At 49.1% G+C, this 20,113-nt stretch carries 17 protein-coding genes; 3 read left to right on the forward strand and 14 right to left on the reverse strand.

What is annotated here, in order from left to right; all coding sequences use genetic code 11:
• The first annotated feature begins 118 nt into the window (after positions 1-118).
• A complete protein-coding gene (locus tag EDM56_RS02255; RefSeq protein WP_246009256.1) occupies positions 119-1,150 on the forward strand; it encodes a cyanophycinase in 1,032 nt (343 codons plus the stop codon).
• A 229-nt stretch (positions 1,151-1,379) separates the two neighbouring features.
• Here the strand turns inward: EDM56_RS02255 and EDM56_RS02260 are convergent, their stop codons facing one another.
• Positions 1,380-2,108, reverse strand: a complete 729-nt coding sequence (locus EDM56_RS02260; protein ID WP_122916270.1) for an NAD(P)-dependent oxidoreductase — start codon at positions 2,106-2,108, stop codon at positions 1,380-1,382.
• A 140-nt stretch (positions 2,109-2,248) separates the two neighbouring features.
• On the opposite strand from EDM56_RS02260, the gene EDM56_RS02265 reads away from it, so the two are divergent.
• Positions 2,249-2,620, forward strand: coding sequence for a winged helix-turn-helix transcriptional regulator (locus EDM56_RS02265; RefSeq protein WP_281274934.1), 372 nt, complete (start codon positions 2,249-2,251; stop codon positions 2,618-2,620).
• A gap of 147 nt (positions 2,621-2,767) precedes the next feature.
• Here EDM56_RS02265 and katG read toward each other — a convergent pair whose 3' ends face one another.
• From katG to EDM56_RS02290, 5 genes are all read right to left on the reverse strand, one after another.
• On the reverse strand, positions 2,768-4,951 hold the full coding sequence (gene katG / locus EDM56_RS02270) for a catalase/peroxidase HPI (RefSeq protein WP_122916271.1): 2,184 nt from the start codon (positions 4,949-4,951) through the stop codon (positions 2,768-2,770).
• A gap of 539 nt (positions 4,952-5,490) precedes the next feature.
• The gene (locus tag EDM56_RS02275) at positions 5,491-6,336 is read right to left on the reverse strand and encodes a DUF2785 domain-containing protein (protein ID WP_122916272.1); all 846 of its coding nucleotides are present in this window, start codon (positions 6,334-6,336) and stop codon (positions 5,491-5,493) included.
• A gap of 283 nt (positions 6,337-6,619) precedes the next feature.
• Positions 6,620-6,955, reverse strand: a complete 336-nt coding sequence (locus tag EDM56_RS02280; RefSeq protein WP_122916273.1) for an EthD domain-containing protein — start codon at positions 6,953-6,955, stop codon at positions 6,620-6,622.
• A gap of 189 nt (positions 6,956-7,144) precedes the next feature.
• Positions 7,145-7,591: an SRPBCC family protein gene (locus EDM56_RS02285; protein ID WP_246009230.1), complete on the reverse strand. Its 447-nt coding sequence runs from the start codon at positions 7,589-7,591 to the stop codon at positions 7,145-7,147.
• The gene (locus EDM56_RS02290; RefSeq protein WP_122916275.1) at positions 7,588-7,926 is read right to left on the reverse strand and encodes an ArsR/SmtB family transcription factor; all 339 of its coding nucleotides are present in this window, start codon (positions 7,924-7,926) and stop codon (positions 7,588-7,590) included. The genes EDM56_RS02285 and EDM56_RS02290 overlap by 4 nt, the downstream gene beginning before the upstream one ends.
• Before the next feature lie 230 nt (positions 7,927-8,156).
• Here EDM56_RS02290 and EDM56_RS02295 point away from each other — a divergent pair, with 230 nt between their 5' ends.
• Complete coding sequence (locus EDM56_RS02295) at positions 8,157-8,390, forward strand: hypothetical protein (protein WP_122916276.1); 234 nt, start codon at positions 8,157-8,159, stop codon at positions 8,388-8,390.
• Positions 8,391-8,469: 79 nt separating this feature from the next.
• Here the strand turns inward: EDM56_RS02295 and EDM56_RS02300 are convergent, their stop codons facing one another.
• The 8 genes from EDM56_RS02300 to EDM56_RS02335 all read right to left on the reverse strand — a co-directional run bounded on the left by EDM56_RS02300 (position 8,470) and on the right by EDM56_RS02335 (position 19,982).
• Positions 8,470-9,396, reverse strand: a complete 927-nt coding sequence (locus EDM56_RS02300; RefSeq protein WP_122916277.1) for a DMT family transporter — start codon at positions 9,394-9,396, stop codon at positions 8,470-8,472.
• A 317-nt stretch (positions 9,397-9,713) separates the two neighbouring features.
• Entirely contained in the window at positions 9,714-11,060 is a 1,347-nt protein-coding gene (locus tag EDM56_RS02305) for an APC family permease (protein ID WP_122916278.1), read from the reverse strand.
• Positions 11,061-11,180: 120 nt separating this feature from the next.
• Positions 11,181-12,800 (reverse strand): amidohydrolase, encoded by a 1,620-nt coding sequence (locus EDM56_RS02310; RefSeq protein WP_122916279.1) that lies wholly within the window; start codon positions 12,798-12,800, stop codon positions 11,181-11,183.
• Between the two features lie 34 nt (positions 12,801-12,834).
• Positions 12,835-14,178 (reverse strand): APC family permease, encoded by a 1,344-nt coding sequence (locus EDM56_RS02315; protein WP_122916280.1) that lies wholly within the window; start codon positions 14,176-14,178, stop codon positions 12,835-12,837.
• Positions 14,179-14,543: 365 nt separating this feature from the next.
• Positions 14,544-15,407, reverse strand: coding sequence for a MerR family transcriptional regulator (locus tag EDM56_RS02320; protein ID WP_122916281.1), 864 nt, complete (start codon positions 15,405-15,407; stop codon positions 14,544-14,546).
• 223 nt (positions 15,408-15,630) lie between these two features.
• Positions 15,631-17,253, reverse strand: coding sequence for an amidohydrolase (locus tag EDM56_RS02325; RefSeq protein WP_122916282.1), 1,623 nt, complete (start codon positions 17,251-17,253; stop codon positions 15,631-15,633).
• Positions 17,254-17,468: 215 nt separating this feature from the next.
• Complete coding sequence (locus EDM56_RS02330; RefSeq protein WP_122916283.1) at positions 17,469-18,944, reverse strand: protein adenylyltransferase SelO; 1,476 nt, start codon at positions 18,942-18,944, stop codon at positions 17,469-17,471.
• Between the two features lie 135 nt (positions 18,945-19,079).
• On the reverse strand, positions 19,080-19,982 hold the full coding sequence (locus EDM56_RS02335) for an NAD(P)/FAD-dependent oxidoreductase (protein ID WP_122916284.1): 903 nt from the start codon (positions 19,980-19,982) through the stop codon (positions 19,080-19,082).
• Positions 19,983-20,113: the final 131 nt, after the last annotated feature.

Here is a 20,113-nt window from a genome sequence, read left to right on the forward strand (position 1 = left end):
TGCCGACTTTATCGACAGCCTGCGCCAACCATGGTTGGCTCGTTTTTTGCAATGTTTTATCGCTGTCACCAAATCTATTAAGGAGGCACGATCCATGCCTAAATGGTCCTTTCCAAAAATGGTAGCCAGCACCGTTCTATCAGCAGGTTTACTGTTCAGCTCCATCCCGGTATTCGCTGCATCAGCCCCTTACACGTTTTTCACCTACGGCAACACAACAGATGTGTCTACGTCCACCACCTTTGGCGAGGTGTTTATGGGCGGAAGCACTGACGTTGACCAAGCTTTCGTTTGGATGAGTGAAAAAGCGAACGGAGGTGACTTCCTCATTCTCCGCGCCTCTGGGACGGATGCCTACAACTCTTATATTTATGACTTGGCTCAAACAGCCGGAAAGCCTTTGAATTCCGTCAGCACATTGATTGTGAAAGACTTGGCAAAGGCCGGTTCCAATTCCTTTGTCATCGATAAAATTAACAACGCGGAAGCCATTTTCTTTGCAGGTGGCAATCAAGCCGATTACGTTACATTTTTGAAGGGCTCCCCCGCACTGAACGCCCTTAACTCCCGAATCGCGCAAGGCATCCCATTTGGTGGGACAAGCGCTGGCTTGGCCATTCAAGGCGAACATAGCTATGATGCGATTGCGACAAAGAACAAGAATCTTGATTCCCCCGCTGCCTTAGCCAATCCGTACAACTCCCTTATTTCCTTGACCCATGACCTGATAACAACACCCGTCAACGATCACATCACCACCGACAGCCATTTCCAGCAACGCGATCGGATGGGACGTTTCCTCACCTTCCTTGCCAGAAGTATTCAAGACGGCTATGAAGCTCCAGACAAGGCCAAAGGAATCGCCGTCAATGAACAGACTGCCCTTTTGGTGGAACAAGATGGCAGTGCGACCGTTGCTGTACAGCCCGGAGCTCCCAACCCGGGCGTGTTTATGGCTAAAAGTAATCAGGCTCCATCCGTTTGCCAAAGCGGCACTCCTTTGACCTATGCCAATATTTCGATCTACAAACTAACAGAGGGAAGCACTTTTAATCTCAACACCTGGAGCGGATCAGGAGGGTTTTCTTATCAGTTGGATGTGAACAATGGTGTTGTTAGTTCCTCAACCGGCTCGATCTACGGAAATTAACGGGTACTTGCACGTATAGGAAAACAATGAAGACACCTACACTCACTACCAGGATGGTGTCTTCATTGTTTACGGACTCGTAATGAAAGATTTCTTCTGCTTACCTAAATGAGCACTTGCAAATAGAACCGCACATCCGATGACGAGACCTGACAACCCAAACTCCAGCCACGCCCCTCCTATACCTTCGAGCAGCAATCCGAACATACAGGGCCGTCTCCTTCCACGCTCAGCGTACCTGCAGCTCGCTTTGGTAAGCGAGACCGACTCTTTTGCCTTTAAACGGCCCTGCAAGCTCGAGGTGGTTTAGCATACAGTTCGCTACATCCTCGTAAGTGACATCCAGCTCCTTCAACCGGCTGAACAGATGGCCGGCAACCTCGGCTTCGGAGAAGTTCTTGATGGTCTCCGGAACAGGCACGGGCAAAATGTCTGTGCACACATGCAAACGAACGGACGACGGTAGATCGGCCGATTCGACCATCGTGCCCGGGCACATGACGGACCAATCGAGATTGGTTTGCCGCAGTCGGTCCAAATTCCGGTTGTGAGTTTGGTACATGGGCGGGAACCCGGGCAAATTATTGCCGATCAGATCGGTATACGGAATGTCGAGCAGCCCGGCGCCACCCATTAACCATACCCGTCCGGAAAACCGCGTGTTATCTTCACACTGGCTGACGATGTTATCGACGATACGAACAAAATCTTCTCCCTGGCCGGCATGACCAGCTGCGATAATAGCGGCGTCTTGCTGCGAGAGCGCTTCGCAGACGCTTTCCGGATCCATGATGTCCTTCGCTATCACCTTCACTTGCCCCGCGATCTGCTCGCCTTGCTGCTCATAAAGCTTCCTGGGATTGCGCACGAAGGCGGTCAATTCATGCCCCTTATTTACGCCTCTGGCCAGTACCCTTCTTCCCGTATTTCCCGTTGCTCCGAAAACAATAATCTTCATCGTTCATTCCCCTTTCTAGGAATTTCCAAATTTTTCATTGCTGAATTGACTTAAGCTTAGCACCGCCCTAAAATCTTGTTAAGAACCCACTTTCATGTAGGGTCCTTACTTGAAAGTAAGCTTGAGCAGGGAGGGATTGGATGGAAGCTGGCACAGAGGCAGCAATGGAAAGAAAATGTCCGATTGAAACGGTGATTCACGTGCTTGGCGGGAAGTGGAAGCCTACGATCTTATGGCTTTTGTTAGACTCCACCAAGCGGTTCAGCCAGCTGGAGAAGCTGATTCCCGGTGTGACGCAGAAGATGCTGGCGCAGCATTTGCGGGAGCTGGAGAACGACCGGCTGGTGACACGGACGGTTTATCCATCGGTCCCCCCGAAAGTGGAATATTCATTAAGTGAATATGGCAAGACATTGGTACCCGTGATGGAAGTCATGTGTGAGTGGGGCGAAACCCATCAACGGCCGGGCTCAAGGCAAGCTGTCCCGGTATCTGCAAGTCCGACGGATTAACAGGATATAAAAGAGAAACTTCAAAAAGTTAATTTCCAAAATTTACAAAAGTAAAGCAAAGAACAGTATTTAACAACAAATACTGTTCTTTGCTTTATTTTTTCAGATTACGCTTTTAATGTTTGGAGACTTAAACCGTAGTAACCATTACTTAAGGTCGAAACGATCTGCATTCATGACCTTTACCCATGCAGCTATAAAGTCACGCACAAACTTTTCATTGTTATCATCTTGAGCATAAACTTCTGCAATGGCACGCAGAACAGAGTTTGAACCGAACACGAGGTCAACAACAGTCGCTGTACGCACGACTTCACCTGTCTTGCGATCACGTCCTTCAAAAACTCCTCCGTCTACAGGCATCCACTTTACTCCCATGTCTAGCAAGTTAACAAAGAAGTCGTTCGTGAGTGTGCCTACACGATGCGTGAATACGCCGTGTTGTGTGCCACCGTGGTTTGCACCTAAAACACGCATACCGCCAATAAGCGCAGTCATTTCTGGTGCAGTAAGGTTCAGGAGCTGTGCCTTGTCTACTAGGAGCTCTGCAGGACTTACACGATACTGCTTCTTCTGATAGTTCCGGAAACCATCTGCGATCGGCTCGAGAACGGCAAAGTTTTCAGCATCTGTTTGCTCTTGTGTTGCATCACCACGTCCAGGAGAAAAAGGAACCGTTACATCAAAGCCTGCATCTTTTGCAGCTTTTTCTACAGCGGCACTACCGCCGAGTACAATCAAATCTGCCATGCTGACTTTCTTACCAAAGTCCTCTTGAATGACTCCTAGGATCGTAAGCACTTTTTCAAGTTGTTTTGGCTCATTCACTTCCCACTCATTAAGTGGAGCAAGACGGATGCGAGCACCATTGGCGCCGCCACGCATATCCGAGCCACGGAAGGTACTAGCGGAGGCCCAAGCCGTTGTTACCAGCTCGCTTACAGTAAGACCCGAATCTAAAATTCGTGTTTTTAGCTCTGCTATATCTTCATCGGTTAATTCATATTCAGTAGCGGGTACAGGATCTTGCCAGATAAAATCTTCTTCTGGAACTTCTGGGCCTAGATATCTTGCACGAGGACCCATGTCGCGGTGTGTAAGTTTGAACCATGCACGCGCAAATGCATCTGCAAACTCTTCTGGATTCTCATAATAACGACGAGAAATCTTTTCGTATACTGGATCCATACGCAATGCCATATCCGCAGTAGTCATCATCGTTGGAACACGAACGGATGCATCTTCTGCATCTGGTGCAAGATGCTCATCAGCAGGATTTACAGCTACCCACTGGTGTGCGCCTGCTGGGCTCTTGGTAAGCTCCCATTCATATCCGAACAGTAGTTCAAAGAAACCATTATCCCATTGTGTCGGATTCGCAGTCCAAGCACCTTCAATACCGCTTGTGATGGTGTCTCGCCCTTTACCTGAACCGTGTGTGCTCAGCCATCCTAAGCCCATTGCTTCAACAGGAGCAGCTTCCGGCTCTGGGCCAACATGAGCAGCATCACCTGCGCCGTGTGCCTTACCAAACGTATGTCCACCCGCCACCAGTGCAACGGTTTCTTCATCGTTCATTCCCATGCGTTGGAAGGTTTCGCGAATGTCGCGAGCACTTGCAAGCGGATCTGGATTCCCGTTCGGACCTTCTGGGTTAACATAGATAAGACCCATCTGAACAGCAGCAAGCGGATTCTCGAGCTCTCGATCGCCGGTGTAACGCTTATCACCTAGCCATTCCTTTTCAGCACCCCAGTAAATATCTTCTTCTGGATGCCAAACGTCCGCGCGTCCACCTCCAAAACCGATGGTCTTACCTCCCATGGATTCAATAGCAGCATTACCTGCTAGAATGTACAAGTCGGCCCAAGAGATCTTATTGCCATACTTTTGTTTAATCGGCCATAGAAGTCGACGGGCTTTATCAAGATTGCCGTTGTCTGGCCAGCTGTTCAGTGGAGCAAAACGCTGTGTGCCGGTTCCAGCACCCCCACGGCCGTCTCCTGTACGATATGTACCAGCGGAGTGCCAAGCCATACGGATAAAAAATGGACCGTAATGTCCGTAGTCGGCAGGCCACCAATCTTGACTGTTTGTCATGAGATCATAAAGATCCTGTTTAAGAGCCTGGTAGTCTAACTTTTTGAATTCTTCTGCATAATCGAAGTCTTCGCCCATAGGATTAGATTTTCTGTCATGCTGATGCAGAATATTCAAGTTCAGCTGGTTGGGCCACCAGTGTTTATTAGACGTAGCACTAGGGTTGTGACTAGTAGTGCTACCATGCGAAAACGGGCACTTTCCAGTGTTAGCTGTTGCCATAGAGTCCATTTGTACCTCTCCCGTCATTTAAATTAAGTATTAAATAATAATACTTCTAATCAATTTATATATCAATTAACAAGAGAAATCAATATTTATTTGGTTCACACCATTTTCGTAAGGATTTAAGGAGCCTTAGAGGTTGCAATCATATCGATGGGCGGTTAATAACGAAGGGAACGTCAAAACACGATAAAATATATAAACGAATCATTTCCAGAATTTATGCTGATTTTTTAACATATGCAGGGGCTGTTTAGGTTATGTACAAGGGGAATTTCCGTTATTCAAATCAGAGCTTTCAGTCGACAGCTGTGTAAGCCAACCCAATTACCAACTCAAATAATGCTCGAGCGAACGAACTCCGCTAATTGAACGCTTGTCTGACTCAACTTGGTCATCGCTATCCCCACCAAACATAGTACGTGCCGAGCATTTGCTTGCGTCCTTTCATTGTCGCTGATGGTTTCTTTTTGTTTTTCTTGACATAAAAAGGGGCAAGCCCTCAGCCAATTTTCCATGGCTTTTGGGACAGCCCCTCTAATCCTTTAACGGATAGAAAACCTGTTCAGTTTTGCCTCAGTACCAAGCATGACAGCGTTAAGCTCATTCCCTCGGTTATCTTGTCCCCTTCTGAAATAGAGACTGCGTAAAAAATTCTTGCTGTTCACGCGAGCAATCACCTGACTGCGACTTCTCGGCAAATTGCAGCATTGCGCTAAGCCTTTAATCCAATCAGCGATTTCTTGATGTGGAAGTAACTCATTGTCCATCATCGTATCCACGATGTTGACCAACCGCTCATCATCCTCATCGCTAAAAATGTGTCTACCATTATGAAGCTTGCCAGAAATAGCGACAAGAACCTCACGCAGCATTGCGACGCTGCTCTCCTCGCACTGCACCAGCTCGACAAAAACATCCGCACCGTGAGAAGCGCTGTGAGCCCAACCTCCTACTGAAAGGTAACCTCGCAGATCCTTCTCCTCTTTATAATAACGGAGCATTGTATGCATTAATTGCTCAATTTCCGCTTGATTGAAAAATGGATTCTGTCTGTGGCGTTGCACAATCAAAGCTATAGGTAAGGCAGAGAACGTCCTTGTAAAAACTGACTGATCATCCTCGCTGCCAATATTATAGAATAAATGGTTCTCATCAGACAGAACAGTTAAGAGGCTACGCAACTCCTCTCCACTGAACCTATTCTCTTCCTTAATCCACATATAAAACATCGGATAAATCAGGTTATCCCGTAATTCTGGCTGAGGATCGCCAATATATTGAAGTAACAAAGGTAAGAAATCTTGATGCTGCTCACCTTCGCGTAACTGATACTCATCTTTCTCAATTCTTTGCAAATCCAGCATCAATTTGGTCCTTGTATCGCTCACTTTCCCATCCCTCTCATCATTCGTTCACTCGCCCATCATCTAATGGTTTCCTCACCAAATACTTCATTCATCATCAATCCTAAAACTTTGCGAGCTTCAGCGCTTCACTTTAGTACGAGACGCCTACTATTGCTTAACCAGACATCGCTGGTGGACCAGCGAATATATGTTTTGCGCGCCGCGCGCACAAGCTTCGGTATCCTGACGCAACGCGATCAAACCCTCGACCTGGAGAGCTAGGGTTCCAAAACAGGTTATATACATGAACGTGTTTCTTTGACCCTTACTCGGAAGTCACGTGTTCTTCGACGACATAAGACCTAGTTCGCGAACGATCAAGAAAATTGAGCTCGTCCTCTGCAACCCCAGATTTTGGAGCATACATCTTAGCTACCCAAGCTTCATATGCACCATGGTCAGGAAATACCAGTTCTGTCATGATATCGAGGTCATCTTTTGTACTAGAGTCGTCCTTTCGTAGAATGTAGTTTTGTTTGTAAACGCTAGGGATTGGTGCCAATCTAGTAATCAGTGGTACATGTTGATTCTCATAGTATTCAATAAGATCTCGTGTATTCATTCCATCCTTTTTGGTAAGAAAGGCCATTACTTTAATCATGTTGACCCACCTCGCTAGCTTTTACATTATTCTGATGGACCACACTCAAATAATCAATTTTAGATCCCGTTTGCTCAATGGCAAGGTTGAATGAAAAAAGCGATGGTTCTGTTCCACCGCTGTGCTCTTTCATTCGTTTAGCAGAATCATAACTTGCGGGACGGCCGTAAAGGCTCTTGCTGCCGTGTACTACTTCTGGTCACGAAGGTGCGTCGACAAATTGTCGAGCGTATTAGACCAGCCGTCGTACACGTACTGATCGCCGGGATGACCAGCGAATCCGCGTAGGTGGAAGATCATCTCGGTGCGATCGCCCTGTTCGGTGAGGGTTAGTGTCACGACAGGGGAGTCCTCGATGGGAGCATCGGGGTAACCCCAGGTGAAGACGAGCCGTTCGAAAGGAATGACGTCAAGGAACACACCACCGGTGTGATACTCCTGGCCAGTCTCCTTATTGACCATTGTGTAGCGGTAGCGTCCGCCTTCGCGGACGTCGAAGGAGATTGACTCCAGGGGTGTCGAAGGTAGCCAGCCAGCGAGTTCCTTCTTCTCGGTCCAGGCGCGCCATACGAGCTCGCGTCGGGCATTCAGGGTACGGGTTATGGAGAACTCCGGTGTAGATGTTGTCATGTTCATTGTTCCTCCTTTTTGGTCATGGACTTGAGGTGCAATTCCAGTGCGTCGAAGTGCTGGTTCCACTCGCGGCGGTGCTTCTCAACCCAGGCCGATACCTCATCGAGAGGCTCGGTGCGCATCGTCAGGGTCCGCCATTGGGCTTTTGCTGTGCGTCCGATCAGCCCAGCTCGCTCCAGTACTTTGAGGTGTTGGGAGATCGCGGGTGCGCTTATCTCGAAGTGCTCGGAGACCTCCCCTACTGTAGCGGCTCCCTGTGACAGCCTTGACAGGATGTTTCTGCGCGTCGGATCGGCGAGCGCAGCGAAGATGAGGCTGAGTGTGTCGTTGGCAACCAATTAAGCATCTCCTTAATTAATGATATTCTTAATAATATAGCGCATTGTGTTGTCGTGTCAAACTGCCTGGAATGGGCTGAACGGAGTTGGGATTCATACTGTACTTGATCCCCATGTCGCGGATTGAAAAAAGCTTCAAATGTCGACAATCATATCAACCTCATGATCCATTCTATTTCTAATTAGCTGTCCGAACAGGGTATACTAGAATCAGAAAGGAGCCGTGCCACATGGATCACAAATCATTTTATTTTACCGTCCCCTGGGATGAAGTCCATTATTTGAAAGAAACGCTGTCTACGATGGAGATGCCGTTTTCCATCGAGCAAAAAGATGCGATTGTGCTGGAAGAAGGGCAGGTCGCATTCGTGTTTCCCACCGTTTCCGCTCGCCATTATCAACATCTGCGCGAGCTGTTTGGCGAAGAAGGCAAGCTTTATCCGGAAGAGACCTCGTCTACCTAATAACAGGGTTCACAGCAAAAAACCAGCAAATCCCTGTTCAGCCGGGATCGCTGGTCTCTCTCCATAGATGATCTTCTCTCTATAACGGAACCGTTGTGTTTTTTTCCATTCTCTTCCGCGACTTGCCGAGTGAAAGGACGATCAGTGTACCGACAATCCCCAACGTGCCCAGCCAATCGGCGAGTCCAAACGACACATTCAACCAAACCACGGATAAAACGGCTGCCGATAACGGTTCGATACAGGCGATCAGGCTCGTTTCCGAGGCGGTCAAATATTGCAAGCTCTCCAAATAACAATAAAATGCGATGACGGTGCCGAAAATAATGATGAACAGGAAGGCGAGTAACGACGCGACCGACCAGTGTCCTGTAAATGCCCAAGGCGGATGGACAAAACTGAACCCGACCCCGCCGACGAGCATCCCCCATCCCACGATTATCGTTGAGCCCCACTTATCCAGCAGCGCTTGCGGATTCAGCGTGTAAAAGGCTAATGCAAATGCGGAGCTGATTCCCCAAAACAGTGCCCATCCGGATACCGACAGACTGGAGAGACTGCCGTGGGTCACCAGTAAAAACGTTCCCGCTATCGCTAGTACAACCGCAAGCAGCTCGCTTCGGGTCGGCAGCCGCTTTGCGCGGACCGCAGCATAGCAAGTGATGAGTACCGGCCCCAAATATTGCAGAACCGTCGCAGTAGCGGCATTGCCGTGTTGGATGGCGGCAAAATAAGTGTACTGGACGGCCAGCATGCCCAAGAGGCCGAACAGCACGAGGCTCGACCTATCATGCTTGCTTTTCCAGATCGCCCAAATTCGCTGTTTTTCTTTGCGGTAGCCAAATGTTAATAGAATGACGCCTGCCAGCAACAAGCGGACAACCGTCAGCCACTCTGGGCTAAAGTTTTGCTCTTGAAACAAATATTGCGCAACCGTGCCGGAAACTCCCCACAACACGGCCCCTATTAAAACCAACGATATCCCCATAAAACGCTTGGACCGCATACTTTCCTTACTCTCCCTTTCGCCGATTCATGATGATGGGTGTTCTTGTATTCTTGATTAGCCTTTTTTCCAGTTTTTGTTCAATCAAAATTTTGTACGCTTCACATGGAATGTAATATATCACATTCTATTAAAACGATCACGTGTTTTCTTTGAATACCAAACACCATGGAAGACTGATCGAGTAGTTTTCACATGAAAAAGACCCTCGCGAGAGCCAGCCTTACGTGCTCTCAACGGGGTCACATCCTTCTTGCTATCATGTGTCTACTACTTTTTCAATCGGTTAAAAAAACTCGAGCTTCGTTCCCCTCTTACTAATGCGCCTCTTCAATCCCAAGCTCTGGAGGCGGCTGTCTGAACATATTCGTCAGGTTTAGCAAGTACAAAAATCCGATTGTAAGCCAAGCTCCGCCCAAGATGAGCGAATGAATATCCAGCTTGACCCAAAACAGTCCGGTCAGAGCAGCTCCGATGAGAGGAATGATCAAGTATCGAATCGTCCCCGACGCTGACCTCTGCTTTTGTCGGATGTAAAAATGGGAGATCACCGACAGGTTTACGAATGTAAACGCGAATAAGGCGCCGAAATTGATCAGCGATACAGCCGTTGTGAGACTTAACAGGAGTGAGCTTAGCGCGATACAACCGATCAGCAGGATGTTGTAGACCGGCGTGCGATACTTCGGTGAAAGATAGCCGAACACTTTGCGGGGAAGCACGCCTTCGCGCCCCATCGCATACAAAATCCGCGAGGCGCTTGCCCCCGATGCCACCGCCGAGGAAAAGCTGGACATGATCCCTTCAGCAAGGATGTAGCTGACCAAAAAGTTGCCTCCGATATGCATCGCGATTTCAATGTAGGCCGATTCTGGGTCCTGAAACGATTGATAGTCAGGCCAGACGAGCTGCAAAAAATACGAGCCGACCAAGTAGTATGCCCCTGCAATGAGCGTGATCAGATAGATTGCCCGCGGAATTGATTTTTGCGGGTCTTTTGTTTCTTCCGACAGTGTCGTTGCCGCATCGAATCCTAAGAAAGAAAAGCATAAAAGTGGGATCACGGAAAGGAAATTCGGCATGCTCACATTAGGATCGATAAATGGATGCAGCGAAAAGAGCGTCCCTGCCCCAAGACCGTTGAGCAAGCCTTTCACCGAAAACGTCACGAACAAGGTGAGCGTTCCGAATTGAAAGAAAAGAAGCGCCGTATTAAATCGGGCCGCAACCGTTACCCCAAGCACATTTACGATGGTGACCGTGACGATGAACGCGATGATCCAAATGTACATGGGAATGGACGGGAAGTACGCCTCCATCGCAATCCCCAAAAGCAACGCGCTGATCATTGGACTGAAAACATAATCCAGCAAAATCGTCCAGCCCACGAGAAAGCCGACATGGGGACTCAGCGATTTTTGCGTAAACGTATAGGCGGCCCCAGCATTCGGAAACGCTTTCACGATTTGCGCATAGCTATAAGCGGTAAACAGCATGACGATCAACGCTACGAGGTAGGCGGTCGGGATCATCCCGTTTGTGCTGTGAACGGCCACACCATAGGTCGAAAACAGCGTTGTCGGCGCCATAAAAGCCAGCCCGAAAAATACAACATATTTTAACGAAAGTGAACGTTTAAGCTTTGGTGCATCTAACTGGTTCATCCTCTGTCCCCCTGTTTTCCAGCACTGCCTTTTTCTATCTCCTGCTCTTTTTTGTTCACATGGAGCAGATGCACATCTGTTCACTTGCACAGACGTGCATCTGCCAAAGTCGTCTCTTTTCTATTCCATTGTTTGTACCCGCTCACGGTCGTATACGACTTTTCCGTCAAAAACCGTCAGGCTCACCTGCACATCGGGAATGTCTTCCTCAGGCACGTCAAACAGATTCTTCTCCAGTACAACGATATCCGCCAGCTTGCCTGCTTCCAACGTACCGAGTTCGTGCTCGCGAAATGAACCGTACGCCGGGCCGGCCGTATACGCTTTCAGTGCATCAGCAAGCGTGATGCGCTCATGCGGATGCCACACAGTCTTACCACTACTATCGATCCTCGTCACCGCCCGATATATTTGCAGTAGCGGATTCAAGACATCGATTGGGAAATCCGTCCCGAAAGCCAGTTTCGCCCCGGCTTGTTGCAGCGTACGAATCGCAAACACATGCTTTTCCCGCTCGTCTCCAATGCGCTCGGTGTACACGCCCCGTTCTGACATCGCAAAATGATCCGGCTGCATCGAAGCAATGACCCCAAGCTCGTGGAAACGCTGGATGTCATCCGGATGAATCACCTCAATGTGCTCAATAGCATGACGTGAATCGCGTTTTCCGTTTGCCTGCTGCGCCTCCTCATACGCATCGAGTGCCAGGCGAATCGCTCCGTCCCCGATCGCATGGAATCGAATGCTAAAGCCATCCTTGTCCGCTGCAGCCACCCATTTTTTGATCGTCTCGGGTGGAAATGACGTCTCACCACGCGTATCCGGTTGATCGGCATACGGCTCCAGCATGTAAGCGGTACGTGAGGTGATAACGCCGTCGATGAACTGTTTCAGGCCGGATACACGCAGCTTGTCAGACTGGTAAGCAGCACGCAACCGCTTGGCCTTTTCAAGGTCGTCCAACGCTGGCCATAGGTGAATGCGCGACGTCAGCTCCCCGTTTGCCTCGAATTGGTTGAACACATCATAAGCCTCGATCGTTTTTAAGGCATGCAGGTCATGGACAGCCGTCACGCCAAGACTTGCTGCATGCGCCAAAAAATTCGCGAAAATTTCGCTCTTTTGCTCATGCGTAAAATTGAAGGCATGGCGGATCACCAAGCCGATCGCTTTTTCATACACAAGCCCGTTCGGCTCCCCGTTCTCGTCTTTGCCAATGATCCCGTACGGTGGGTTCGGCGTATCTCGCGTGATCGACGCAATCTCAAGCGCCTTGGAATTGACCCAGGCATAATGTCCCTCCGCATGAAACAGTACGGCGGGTCGGTCAGGGAGAATTCGATCTAACGAGTGGCGGGATGGGTCTTGCTGCGTATCCCAGTACCCCGCATCCCACGTAAATCCGATGATCCACGGATGCTCCGGTTTGGATGCCGCGAAAGCTTCTACCATCCGAACGGCCTCTGCTTCCGATCGGGCCGCAAACAGGTTGACGCTGCCCAACGCGACGGCACCTTGCATGATATGAAGGTGGAAATCATGGAACCCCGGCATCAGCAATTTGTCGTGAAACGCATATGTTTTCGTCTGCTCGCCTGCGTAGCAATTGATTTCCTCCTCCGTGCCGATGGCAATGATTGTATTGCCTGCAATCGCAATCGAAGCGGGTTCCGGGTGGTCGGTAAGACCGGTAAATACGGCATTACTTGTAAGTATTAGATCAGCTTTCTGCTGACTCATTTGCAATCAATCCTTTCATTTCCCAACAAGATGCTCAAGCTTCCTCAACGGCAAGCTGTGGAGGTGGCTGCCGGAACATTTTGGTTACTTTTAACAAATAGATGAAGCCAATCAAAAGCCACGAACCGCCAAGGATCAGCGAATGGGCGTCCAATTCGATGAAAAACAATCCGATGAGTGCCGCTCCGATAACAGGCATCACCAAATAGCGTATCGTTCCCGCAAACGACCTCTGTTTTTCCCGGACATAATAGTGAACGATTACTGAAACATTCACAAAGAAAAAGGCGAACAACGCTCCAAAGTTTATCAACGATACGGCTGTCATCAAATCCAGAAACAGCGCACTAAGCGTAACAGCACCAATCAGCAAAAGATTGAAAACCGGGGTATGGTACTTAGGAGACAGATAGCCGAACAGCTTTTTCGGCAAAACGCTCTCCCGCCCCATCGCGTACAAAATTCGCGAAGCGCTTGTACCCGACGCGACAGCGGAGGCAAAGCTTGCCGTAATCCCTACGGCAACAAAGAGGCTCGTAAAAAAGTGGCCGCCGATATCCATCGCGATCTCCATGTAGGCCGACGAAGGATTTTTGAAAGACTGAAAATCCGGAAAAATCAGCTGCGCAAAATAGGAACCGCCGATGAACAAAACGCCGCCGATCAATGTAATGAGATAGATCGCCTTTGGCAGCGTGCGATTCGGGTCTTTCGTCTCTTCTGCCAGCGTTGTCACCGCATCAAAGCCTAAAAAGCTGAAACAAAGAATCGGAACGACCGCGAGCAGATTCGACATGCTAACTGCTGGATCATAGAACGGAAGTGTGGAAAATAAAGTCCCTGCCCCTTTGCCTGCAAGCAGTCCTTTTATCGATAAAACGAAAAACAGCACGAACAACAAGATTTGCAAGAGCAACAAATACGTATTCAGCCTAGCCGCAAGCTTAATGCCCAAAATATTGACGACCGTGAACAGCACGACAAAAGAAATGATCCACACAGACATCGGCACAGCCGGAAAGTATGCCTTCAACGCAATCCCCAGAATAAGCGAACTAATCAACGGGCTGAACAAATAATCGATGATGATCGTCCACCCGACGATAAAGCCGAGATGCGGGCTGATTGATTTTTGTGTGAACGTATAAGCGGCTCCCGCGTTCGGAAACGCCTTAACCAGTTGGACATAGCTGTATGCAGTAAACAACATGACGACGAGTGCAATGGCATAAGCCGTCGGCATCATTCCATTCGTGCTGTGTACAGAAACCCCATATGTCGAGAAAAACGTTTTCGGGGCCATGAAGGCCAGTCCGAAAAAGACGACATATTTCAGTGTAAGTGAACGTGTAAGCGTAGGTGCGCTAGTATGTTCCATACATCAATCCTCCTTGTGATCCGTTACTTGGTAACGATCGGTTTTTGTTATTGATATGACAGTTTGTAACCGTTCTCACGATCACGTATCGTATGCCGCCAATACTGCAACGGACAGCAACTCGCACAACCACTCCTTTGCCCTTCTTGATGTCATACTTCTTTCAATCGGTGGAATTATCACTCCATTCTGTTGATGGGTTCATTATAAAGTCTCGTCTAACACCAGAGTAAAGCGGCGTCACGCAAAAACGGTCATGACCGTTTTTGCTGACCGCAAGCGGTCACATCCAATCTAATGAAAAACGTCGAGACGTTTTTCAGAAAAAAAAGCCCTGAAATGATCAAGGCATTTCGCGGGCTTTTCTACTCAGTATTCTCTTGAATCGGAATCTGAATTTCATAGTACGCTTCATCGGATTGATCCGTCAATGAAACGTCAATCTGCATGATCCGCAGTGCGTCACCGGTGATCACATAGCCGTTTTCATCGCAGTATTGGAGCAGTTTTTTCAGCTGGGACAGCATTTTTTCCCTGACGATCCCGCCATAATACGTGCATGCGTAAAGCCCTTTTTTAATCGTTTGCGTGGGCTGATTGGACTCCTCATCTTGCACCAGCAGGAAAATGTGCGATTGGTAGGCACTCAGGTGATGAGAAAAGTCGCTTGATTGCCGAATTTCATCAAAATAATCCTGCTTGATGAAGTCGCCAAATTTGTTGCTGGCAAACACCGGCAGAACGCCGCTTACTTTGTTTTCAAGCTCCAAGAGTCCGAAATATAGCTTCTCTTTATCCGCCCAGCTCACCGGCTTATCCAGCTGGATGTAGTTCCTCTCGTCGAATCGTTTGATGACGATCTCCGCGTCCTTGTAGCTGTTGGTAAACTGCTCGATGTTGCTGATTCGCGTCTGCAAAATCGCGTGAATATGCTGCAAATGCCGTATTTTGTCCTCTAGATTGTCTAACGATTTTTGAAGCAGCTGAACCGACTTTTTGACATTGCGGTCGGTGAGAAACTGCTTGATTTCCTCTAGCGAAAAACCGATTTCCCGCAATTCCTTGATCGTTCCCAACACTTCATACTGTGAAATGGAGTAGTAACGATAGCCCGAATCGGGGTCGATATGATACGGCTTTAGTAACCCGATCTTATCGTAATGCCGCAGCGTATCCACCGTTACATTCCGCAGCTTCGCCATTTCACCTATACTCAACCTCGTGTGCATGGTATTTTCTCCTTCTCGCTAGCTTCTGTAACGAAAATAACACGTCCATGACGATTTCTCCACTGTCTCGCCCCATCATTGTGAAAATAGACAACAGATAGCCGAAAAGAGACCGGTCATGCCGCTCTTCAGCTATCTGTTGTGATGTATGGTACGCGTCTAAAAATGGATGAAAATATTCCGTTACGGAACGCGAGGCAAGTTTACGAGGGTGTAGGCAACGTCATCTTTCACTACCTTTTTCAAACACCACCTTGCCATCAACGATCGTTAGCAGCACGTTCGTCTCCGGTATCGTTTCTGCCGGAATCTCAAATACATTTTGTTCTAGGACAACCAGATCGGCCAGCTTGCCCACTTCCAATGTACCGAGTTCGTGCTCGCGGAACGAACCGTAAGCAGGCCCTGCCGTGTAGGCTTTCAATGCATCGGCCAGCGAGATGCGCTGATCCGGGTTCCAAACCTCTTCCCCTCCGTTGTCAAAACGCGTGACCGCACGATAGATCTGTTGAAACGGATTCAAACCATCAATCGGGGTGTCGGTTCCGAATGCCAGTGTCGCGCCGGCACGTTGCAGCGAATGAGTGGTGAAAACATACGGTTCCCGCTCCATCCCGATCCGTTCGGTATAGACGCCCCTCTCCGACATCCCCATGTGGTTCGGCTGCATCGATGCGGTCACCCCCAGCTTATGAAAACGGTGAATATCATCCGGGTGAATCACCTCGATATGCTCGATAGAATGCCGTGAATCGCGCACACCGTTCACCTTTTGTGCGTTTTCATACGCATCTAGCGCCAGGCGGATCGCTCCGTCGCCAATCGCGTGAAACCGAATGCTGAATCCTTCCTTGTCCGCCTCCACGACCCAATCTTTCAGCATTTCTTCGGGAAAAGAGGTTTCACCCCGCGAATCCGGTTGATCGGCATACGGTTCGAGCATATAAGCGGTGCGGGCGGTCACAACGCCATCGATGAATTGCTTCAGGCCTGACAACCGAAGCTTGTCCGATTGATACTTTTCTCGCACTTGTTTCGGATAATCGAGATTGCCGTTTAAAGCGGGCCACACATGAATGCGAATGGTCAGCTCCCCGCTGTCCTCAAATTCTTTGTACAGCTCGTAATCGTAGAGCATCTCCATCGACTCGGTCGCAAACAAGTCATGGACGGACGTGATACCGAGACTCGCTGCATACGAAAGGAAGCTTGTGAAAAGCTCTCTTTTTTGTTCCTTTGTAAAATCATAGGCTTTCCGAATCACCGCATCCATTGCTTTTTCGTACAAAATACCATCCGGCTCACCGTGTTCGTCCTTGCCGATGATCCCGTACGGAGGATTTTCCGTATCCCGGTGAATGCCCGCGATCTCCAACGCTTTCGAATTCACCCAGGCGTAATGCCCCTCGGCATGGAACAGAAGCGCAGGACGATCGGGCAAAATGCGGTCCAATGCATATCGATCCGGCAGTTGCTGCGAATCCCAGTACCCAGAATCCCATGACGAACCGATAACCCAAGAAGTGTCTGGGTGCGATTCGGCATATTCACGAACGGTTTCAAGCGCTTCTTCTAGAGAAGACGCAGAGAACAAATTCGCCGTCGTCATTGAAACGGCCCCATCCATGAGATGAAGATGAAAATCATGAAACCCTGGCATGATCAATTGATCGGTAAACGTGTATATTTTCGTTGCGTCACCTGCGTGCGCTTTCATTTCGTCCGCAGTACCGATTGCGATGATTTTGTTGTCTGCAATCGCAATGCTCGCAGGCCGAGGTCCATCCGATAATCCGGTGAAGACGTAGTTGCTAGACAGGATTACATCCGCTATTTGTTGACTCATCTGTCTTTCCTTCCTTTCATTGATAGCGTTCGCTACCGGTGTATGGTAATCCCGATCCAACGGTTTTTTTGTGAGAACTACGATACCACACCAATACGTGCGTGAACTCATTATAAAGTCTCGCCTTACACCAGAGTAAACGTCTGTATGCAAAAAAAGCCTTAAAATGGAATGCCATTTCAAAGCTTTTTTACGATAGTTTCCTCTATGCTCTGTTATGTACCGCAAAACGTTTGATACGGTCGTGTTGTATCTGCGGGCGGCGCGGCGTAGTCATTCTGCTCAGCGGAATACGCAAAAGGATTTGCCAATACAGCGAGAAGCCGTTCCATCACGCTGTAATCCGCTTCCCTTACCGCCGCTTCAAGTGCTTCTTCAACCCGATGGTTGCGCGGGATAACCGCCGGATTGCTCTTGCGCATCAGTTCCAGCGAGGCGGTTTTTGCTTCCGGTTGCCTGCCCAATCTCGCTTGCCATTGCTCCTGCCATTTCGCAAATTCCTCCGTGCCGAACATTGCTGTATCCTCCGGCTTATCGATTGACAATGCGCGGAACGTATTCGTGTAGTCCTCACGGTGCTTTTCCATCATACCGAGCAGGCTTTCGATCAACGATTGATCCTGATCTTCTTCGTTAAAGATTCCCAGCTTTGCCCGCATGCCAGAAAGCCAATGACGGTTATACAATTGCGAGAACGAAGCAATCTCCCCTTCCGCTAGTTTGACGGCCTGCTCTTTGTCGTCTTGCAAGAGTGGCAAGAGAGTTTCGGCGAATCTAGCGAGATTCCACGCAGCGATATACGGCTGATTGCCATAGGCGTAACGCCCTTGAACGTCGATGGAACTGAAAACGGTCGCTGGATCAAACACATCCATGAAAGCACACGGACCATAATCGATCGTTTCCCCGCTGATCGCCATATTGTCTGTATTCATTACACCGTGTATAAAGCCGACAAGCTGCCATTTCGCAATCAATGCAGCCTGACGCCCGATCACTTGCTGCAGCAAGGACAGATACTGGTTCTCCTCATCTTTTACATGTGGATAATGCCGCTCAATCGTGTAATCTGCCAGGGCGCGCAAATCATCAACTGAACCTCGCCCCGCAGCATACTGAAACGTACCGACCCGCAGATGGCTCGCGGCAACACGGGTAAGCACGGCACCGGGCAGCATCTCTTCACGGATGATGGACTCTCCGGTGGTCGCCACCGCGAGACTGCGAGTCGTGGGAATCCCCAGCGCATACATTGCTTCGCTGATGATGTATTCGCGTAGCATCGGCCCGAGCGACGCGCGCCCATCTCCTCTGCGGGAATAAGGTGTTCTGCCTGACCCTTTCAGCTGAATGTCAAAACGTTCGCCCTGTGGCGTGATTTGTTCACCGAGCAGCAGGGCACGGCCGTCTCCCAACATGGTAAAATGCCCAAACTGATGACCAGCATACGCTTGCGCTAGCGGAAAAGCGCCTTCCGGGATCTGGTTGCCCGCAAACACAGCCGCTCCTTCTTCGCTGTTTAACACCGTTGCATTCAGCCCCAGTGATGCTGCCAGTTTATCGTTTAACACAATCAATTTTGGAGCCTGTACTGCAGTCGGGTTTGTCCTGGAATAAAACGCCTCCGGCAGACGTGCATAGCTGTTGTCAAAATTCCATCCTGCTTCATTCAAATGGGTTTTCTCGGTCATTGTATCTCCTTCAAGCATACGTCTTTGTCGGATCTCCGCTACGTGTATATCGCCACAATTAATGTTTACTTCTGCCAATTAATTATACCCGTTTCAGACGTTGCTGGCGCCCTTTGAATGTGCTAGGGGATTTCATCAACTGAAATCCTCCTCGGTCAAGTCTAGATTGACCCCGGTCGCCGTTCGACTCCCGGAAGCGGCTGCAAGGATCAGCTGGGACGGCATGAAATACGCCGCATCTCCAGCTGCAAATACGCCAGGAACTGAAGTTCTTCCCGATGCATCCGTAATGCAGCTTCCTGACTCCGCTCTTTCACAGCCAAGCTGTTCGGCAAATGGCGTGGCTGGGGCAAATCGGGGCATGATGAACCCGCCAGCTCTCTGCAATTGTGTACCGTCCTCAAAAATGACATGCGTGAGCTGCCCGTTTTGGCCGATAAAAGCCGAAATCGGTTGTTCCATCAGAACAATTCCGTTTGCCAGCAGTCGTGTTTTTTGCTCATTTGTCAGGATCATCTTCCCGTTTGTGCATACGACCAAATCATCGGTCCAATTGAGTAGTAATTTGGCCATATGATAGACCGATTGCTGTTCGGAAACGAGCACGAGCGGGAGATTCTGCATCTCCCAGCCATCGCAGTAAGGGCAGTTAAACAGGCTTTTTCCATACACCGGATAAAAACCCTCTATCTGTGGAAAAATCTCCTTCACCCCTGTTGCCAAAATCACCTTTCGCGCATTGACCGTCACGCCTGCTGTGAGTGTCAATTCGAATCCGGATTCGCTTTTGGAAACCGAAATAACCTCTGTCGGCAAATGTGCCACAGATGGATAGCGAAGCACTTCTTCATACGCAATGCGGCGGAATTCGGTCGGAGTCACACCGTCGCGTGTAAGAAAGCCGTGTGAAGCATGCGTAACCGCATTTCTCGGCCGATCATTGTCAATCAGTGCTACACTGCGTCTTGCCCGTCCAAGTACCAAAGCTGCATTAAGCCCTGCTGGGCCGCCGCCGATGATGGCACAATCGTACATCATAAAGGTCATCTCCTTCAATTCTAAGATATTAAAGACCCTCTTTGTCGTTAATAATACAATAAAAGAGCCTTAATGATGGAAAGCACGTTATTTTGAACGTCGTGTAATCAATGCTTTGACGCAAAATAACA

The sequence above is a fragment of the Brevibacillus fluminis genome (assembly GCF_003710825.1).
Lineage (GTDB): Bacteria > Bacillota > Bacilli > Brevibacillales > Brevibacillaceae > Brevibacillus_D > Brevibacillus_D fluminis.

Excerpts from the sequence above, each read along its gene's own strand:
- EDM56_RS02255 (WP_246009256.1), top strand. The coding sequence starts at position 119 with ATGGTAGCCAGCACCGTTCTATCAGCAGGTTTACTGTTCAGCTCCATC.
- EDM56_RS02260 (WP_122916270.1), bottom strand. The coding sequence starts at position 2,108 with ATGAAGATTATTGTTTTCGGAGCAACGGGAAATACGGGAAGAAGGGTA.
- EDM56_RS02265 (WP_281274934.1), top strand. The coding sequence starts at position 2,249 with ATGGAAGCTGGCACAGAGGCAGCAATGGAAAGAAAATGTCCGATTGAA.
- katG (WP_122916271.1), bottom strand. The coding sequence starts at position 4,951 with ATGGACTCTATGGCAACAGCTAACACTGGAAAGTGCCCGTTTTCGCAT.
- EDM56_RS02280 (WP_122916273.1), bottom strand. The coding sequence starts at position 6,955 with ATGATTAAAGTAATGGCCTTTCTTACCAAAAAGGATGGAATGAATACA.
- EDM56_RS02285 (WP_246009230.1), bottom strand. The coding sequence starts at position 7,591 with ATGAACATGACAACATCTACACCGGAGTTCTCCATAACCCGTACCCTG.
- EDM56_RS02295 (WP_122916276.1), top strand. The coding sequence starts at position 8,157 with ATGGATCACAAATCATTTTATTTTACCGTCCCCTGGGATGAAGTCCAT.
- EDM56_RS02300 (WP_122916277.1), bottom strand. The coding sequence starts at position 9,396 with ATGCGGTCCAAGCGTTTTATGGGGATATCGTTGGTTTTAATAGGGGCC.
- EDM56_RS02305 (WP_122916278.1), bottom strand. The coding sequence starts at position 11,060 with ATGAACCAGTTAGATGCACCAAAGCTTAAACGTTCACTTTCGTTAAAA.
- EDM56_RS02310 (WP_122916279.1), bottom strand. The coding sequence starts at position 12,800 with ATGAGTCAGCAGAAAGCTGATCTAATACTTACAAGTAATGCCGTATTT.
- EDM56_RS02315 (WP_122916280.1), bottom strand. The coding sequence starts at position 14,178 with ATGGAACATACTAGCGCACCTACGCTTACACGTTCACTTACACTGAAA.
- EDM56_RS02320 (WP_122916281.1), bottom strand. The coding sequence starts at position 15,407 with ATGCACACGAGGTTGAGTATAGGTGAAATGGCGAAGCTGCGGAATGTA.
- EDM56_RS02325 (WP_122916282.1), bottom strand. The coding sequence starts at position 17,253 with ATGAGTCAACAAATAGCGGATGTAATCCTGTCTAGCAACTACGTCTTC.
- EDM56_RS02330 (WP_122916283.1), bottom strand. The coding sequence starts at position 18,944 with ATGACCGAGAAAACCCATTTGAATGAAGCAGGATGGAATTTTGACAAC.
- EDM56_RS02335 (WP_122916284.1), bottom strand. The coding sequence starts at position 19,982 with ATGATGTACGATTGTGCCATCATCGGCGGCGGCCCAGCAGGGCTTAAT.